Origin of the sequence: Mesorhizobium sp. M7A.F.Ca.MR.148.00.0.0 (assembly GCF_003997735.1) — a bacterium.
Taxonomy (GTDB): Bacteria; Pseudomonadota; Alphaproteobacteria; order Rhizobiales; family Rhizobiaceae; genus Mesorhizobium.
Genome location: NZ_RZTB01000019.1, coordinates 81,995 through 86,378, shown reverse-complemented (window position 1 = coordinate 86,378; position 4,384 = coordinate 81,995). Strand labels below are relative to the sequence as shown.

The window sequence follows — 4,384 nt, the reverse complement described above, 5'->3', positions numbered from 1 at the left end:
GCCGATAATTCCGTGATCGCGCCAGTATCATCAAGCCGCCCCGTCTGTTTGCACGTTCGGCGAACGCTCAACAACACGACTTGACGGCCTGTGTCAGGCGTCTGAAAAGGGCTGGCCTGCGGACGTGGCGGAATTGGTAGACGCAAGGGACTTAAAATCCCTCGATCTCTGATCGTACGGGTTCGATTCCCGTCGTCCGCACCACCTTTCTCTCTTCGAGCTTCGGGTGGCGGGCCACCTGAAGCTCGTTAGTGCATGTCGCCAAAAGTGACCTCGGTTTTGGGAGAACGACATGCACAAAAAAAGACCTGAAGCGGGTCGCCGGAATCCCTTCAGGCACGACACCGCTTTAGACGAAGGAGCGTCCTCCGAAGCCTTGGCGAAGGGGACCAGCGCAGGTTCAAACGCAGGTTCAAATTTCATCCGTTCAGGCGCACCAATTTCACCAGCCACGGCTTGTTGGCATCTCTACGCCTCGAACACTTTCTGTGTGAACCATTCCGCCAGCCTGGCAAGCTCAGGCCCCAGCACACGATCGGCGCCGACAGGCGGCACGATAGCTCTGATTTGATCGACGAAGGAGCGCAGCGCCGGCGGCGGCGTCCGTTCGGTGACGTGCAGCGCCTGCGAGGCGATCATCGCCAGCATCGCCATGGCGGCATCGACGCAGCGGCCGGCGGTTGCCTCCTTGGTCCAGGCGAAGAACGCCGTCGTGGCGACATCGTCCTGCCCCGCGCCGGCCGATTCCGTTCCCGGAATGAAGGTGCGCTGTGCGGCCAGCTTGGCCTGTTCGAGATAGCCGGTGATCGCCATCGGCACGTAGCCGACATTGCCATGGCCGTCGCTGTCGGCTGAGTGTCGTCCGGTCATCAGAAGATCGGGCAGCAGCGACACCTTGCCGTTGAGCAGCTTGGAGGCGTGACGGTCGCAAAGCAGGCAGATGTCGGCCCATATCGCCGCCAGATCATCCAACGCCGGCGTCGCCATGGCGTTGTGATAGCCGCCGGTCGAGATGCAGCGGCCGAGCGGATGTGCATCGTCGGGCGGGATGTAGACCGGATTATCCGATATAGAGGCCAGCGACACATTGGCCGCCCGCTCGGCCGACGACAACGCACGATGCGCCTGGCCGAGGACGCGCGGCACGATGCGGTAGCTGACCGGCGCCTGATAGTTGCGCCGCCCGTCGCCGGCGCCAACCAGAAATTCCCGCAAACCCTGCAGGGCCGCGGCCTCATGCTCATCGCCCCAGAGCGTGTCGAGGGCGGCGTCATAGTGTTCGAGGGGGGCACGAAACGCCTCGATCGACAGCGCGAACACCTGGTGCGCCATGCGGATCCGGCGGCGCGCCGCGAGCGCTGCGTCTGCCACCAGAGCAGCAGCGCAAGGCGAGCCGTTGATCAGCGAGCCGCGTTCTTTGACCTCGAGGTCGAAACGCGTCGAAAGTTCTGCAAACAAGGGGTAGAGCGCCAGGATCTCACCGGCGCCGCCCTGGCCGGAGGCCGGCACGACAGGCATCGGCTCACCGTCGAGCATAGCGGCCACGGCAAGCGCGATGCGCGGCGTTGTGGCGGCGTTGCCCTCGATGAAATTCGTCAGACGGGCAAGCACGATCGCCCTGACCACGCGATCCGGCAAGGGATCGCCGAACGAGGTGGCGGCGGCAAACGCCTTGATGCGCGCATGGCGATCACGCTCGTCAGGTTCGAGCTTTCGGCTCGCCAATTCCCCCATGGCGGTTGTGACGCCATAGATGACCGGTGGCGGATCGGATTCGATCAGCTTCAGAAACGAAACGCGGCATTCGGCGATGCGCTGCAAGGCCTTCTCGCCGATCGCCACCGTGTCCTTCTTCCAGGCGACGCGGAAAACAGTGTCGAGGTTGATGTCGTCACGCTTCGACAGGTTAACGGGCATGCTTCACACCACTGGAAATAAGGGACTTAGTAGAGTGGTTCCTCGAACAGCGTCTTGTCGCCGTCGACCAGCGCCTTGATCTGCGCGGTGCCGTCGCCGGCGAGCGCAAGACGGATGCCGAATGGCCGCACCCGCATATCGTTCTGGATCGCCATCCCCTCGCCTTCCGGCAAATAGAAGCGCTCAATACCGTAGTCCGGCGCGATGGTCGCCTCTTCGCCGCGAAGGTCCCAGCCCTCGGCGACGTGGCCTGATATATCGGCCTCGTCGGCAGCGGCCAGTGTTGGCGCCTTGCCGAACCAGGCGGTCGTCGGCTGCCAATAGTTGTCGGACCCCTTGTTCAAGCGGACGACTATCGTGGTGTCGTCGCTTGAGAGTTTGTCGGGCGGAATGTTGGCGATCATTTTCACCGGTATGCGCGAAATATCGTAGCCTAGGATAATATAATCGCCGCGCAGGAGGTCGCGCGGATCGACAGGTTCGATCTTCAGCAGGACTTCCTTGCCGTTGCGCAGGATCGCCGCCCGGCCGGCGATGATCCAGCTCAGGAAGCCGATCTGGACGAGCGCCAGCACCAGCGCCGAGATGACAAGTCTTTTCCCGCTCATCATGCCGTGGCTCCTCTGGCATCCGGGCCCTTCATACGCTTTTCCACGCGGATGATGACGATCGCAAGGATGCCTAGCAGCACCGCGGCGGCCAGGAAGAAACCGGCCGTATCGAGCATCGATTGCAAGGTCACCACATAGATGATGGCGAGTTCGAAGGCGAAGCCAAGATAGGCAAACCAGCGCAGCCCACGGCTTTCCCGCCCTGCCAGCACGATCGCGGCGACAATGCCGGCAAGCGCGATCACCGAAGCGAGGGCAAAACCGCTGTTGTAGGTGCTCTCGTCGGCGAGTTCGAACTGAATCATTGCGAGGCCGGTGAGGAAGCCGAGCAGTGCGTGCAAGGGCAAGCGGCCGCCGAGCTGCACGACCCGGTCGACTGGATCCGGCGCGAAGACCGAGGCCGCGAACAGCAGCGCCGAGACGACGACCAGCGGGATCGCCACCTGCAGCGTGTCGTGGTTGGTGACCAGCAGCACAAGATAGAACAGAACCGACAGGATGATCAGGTGGCGCGCCGCCTGGCTGCGGGTCCAGAACGAGACGGCAAACAGCACGATCGCCATGATCAAGAAGGCATGCGGAAATTCGCTGCGGCTGTAGTAGTCGAAGCCTTTCAGGAACAGCCAGGCATCGGCGATGCCGACCGAAGCCACCGTCAGCGGATTAGAACGCAGCGCCACCGCCGCCAGCGCCGTGCCGGCGCCCCAGGTGACCAGAGCCGAGGCCTCGTCGCCCGAGAGATGATACATCTGGCCGATCAGCGCGATCGAGCCGCCGAAAGCCGCAGCCGCCACGATCCAGAGCGCTTCCCCGATCGCCGCATGGTCGCGGGCCTTCAGCACCGCTCCGCCGACATAGCCACCAAGGATGACGGCAAACAGTGCCGCCACGCGCGCCAGCCGCGGGATCGCGTCCCAATTGGCGGCGACGAAAATCAGGATGGCGGCTCCGAACAGCACGGCAGCCATCATCGCCAGGATAGAGCCGAAGCTGAGCGACTTGCGCTCGTTGGCCTCGACATCGCGCGAAAGCGAATCGGCTGTGGCGGCGTCAATCAGCCCGGCCTGCAGCCAACGCGCGATATCCGCCCTGACCCGCGACGAATACCCCGCCATGCTGCGTCTCCCCCAAGTTTGGTCTTTTTTTCAGCCGATCCGGTCAAATCGTTGACGCGGCGACATTTTCCGATTCGGGTTTCTTTGTGTCAGGTCCGTGAACGCCCGTTAATGCTGCATTGCACAATTTGCATTGCTGCCATGCAGCCATAGCGCTTTTAAATCGATATGGGTCCGCCTATTTATAGTTCGTACACAAACGGAATGATCCGCAAGAAAGACGAAACGAGAACTACCATGAACCTGATCCGCAACTACCGCAACTGGCGCCGCTACAGGGACACCGTGTCCGAGCTGAGCCGCCTGAGCAACCGTGAACTGACCGACCTCGGCATCAGCCGCAGCGACATTCCTTACGTCGCTCGCAAGGCGGTCTAATTCTTCGGACCGCGAATGGTCCGAACCAGTTTTGAAAAAGAGAACGACAATGAACCTGATCCGCAATTATCGTAACTGGCGCGTTTATCGCGAGACGGTTACCGAGCTGGGTCGCCTTTCCAACCGCCAGCTGCATGATCTCGGTATCGTCCGCGACGAAATCAAGATGATCGCCCGCCAGGCGATCTAACCAGAATTTCGCCAGGGTCGACCTCCTCCCCGACCTTGACGAATACGGTCACCCCTTACCTCCTCCCAAGGGTTGACCACAAAAACGGCGCCCGCTGCACCTCCTCCCGCGGCGGGCGCTGTTTCCCCGGGGCAAAGCGAATTTGCCCACAAAGGTTTCGCTCCTTTTCAGAC

5 protein-coding genes and 1 tRNA gene are annotated in these 4,384 nt (G+C 62.0%); 3 read left to right on the top strand and 3 right to left on the bottom strand.

Translation table 11 applies throughout. From position 1 onward, the window contains the following. Positions 1 to 118: 118 nt before the first annotated feature. Positions 119 to 204 (top strand) — tRNA-Leu (locus tag EOB49_RS10335). 264 nt (positions 205 to 468) lie between these two features. On the opposite strand, the gene EOB49_RS10330 is transcribed toward EOB49_RS10335, so the two are convergent. From EOB49_RS10330 to EOB49_RS10320, 3 genes are read right to left on the bottom strand one after another with little or no spacing between them, the layout of a single operon-like run. Further along, positions 469 to 1,917: an aromatic amino acid lyase gene (locus tag EOB49_RS10330; RefSeq protein WP_127380893.1), complete on the bottom strand. Its 1,449-nt coding sequence runs from the start codon at positions 1,915 to 1,917 to the stop codon at positions 469 to 471. Between the two features lie 26 nt (positions 1,918 to 1,943). After that, entirely contained in the window at positions 1,944 to 2,528 is a 585-nt protein-coding gene (locus EOB49_RS10325; RefSeq protein WP_127380892.1) for a GDYXXLXY domain-containing protein, read from the bottom strand. Further along, a complete protein-coding gene (locus EOB49_RS10320; protein WP_127380891.1) occupies positions 2,525 to 3,643 on the bottom strand; it encodes a DUF2157 domain-containing protein in 1,119 nt (372 codons plus the stop codon). Before EOB49_RS10320 ends, EOB49_RS10325 begins: the two co-directional genes overlap by 4 nt. Before the next feature lie 237 nt (positions 3,644 to 3,880). On the opposite strand from EOB49_RS10320, the gene EOB49_RS10315 reads away from it, so the two are divergent. After that, on the top strand, positions 3,881 to 4,021 hold the full coding sequence (locus tag EOB49_RS10315; RefSeq protein ID WP_013531315.1) for a DUF1127 domain-containing protein: 141 nt from the start codon (positions 3,881 to 3,883) through the stop codon (positions 4,019 to 4,021). Positions 4,022 to 4,070: 49 nt separating this feature from the next. Continuing rightward, positions 4,071 to 4,211: a DUF1127 domain-containing protein gene (locus tag EOB49_RS10310; RefSeq protein ID WP_127323233.1), complete on the top strand. Its 141-nt coding sequence runs from the start codon at positions 4,071 to 4,073 to the stop codon at positions 4,209 to 4,211. The last annotated feature ends 173 nt before the right edge of the window (positions 4,212 to 4,384 follow it).

Coding starts and splice junctions, on each gene's coding strand:
- EOB49_RS10330 (WP_127380893.1), bottom strand. CDS start 1,917: ATGCCCGTTAACCTGTCGAAGCGTGACGACATCAACCTCGACACTGTT.
- EOB49_RS10325 (WP_127380892.1), bottom strand. CDS start 2,528: ATGATGAGCGGGAAAAGACTTGTCATCTCGGCGCTGGTGCTGGCGCTC.
- EOB49_RS10320 (WP_127380891.1), bottom strand. CDS start 3,643: ATGGCGGGGTATTCGTCGCGGGTCAGGGCGGATATCGCGCGTTGGCTG.
- EOB49_RS10315 (WP_013531315.1), top strand. CDS start 3,881: ATGAACCTGATCCGCAACTACCGCAACTGGCGCCGCTACAGGGACACC.
- EOB49_RS10310 (WP_127323233.1), top strand. CDS start 4,071: ATGAACCTGATCCGCAATTATCGTAACTGGCGCGTTTATCGCGAGACG.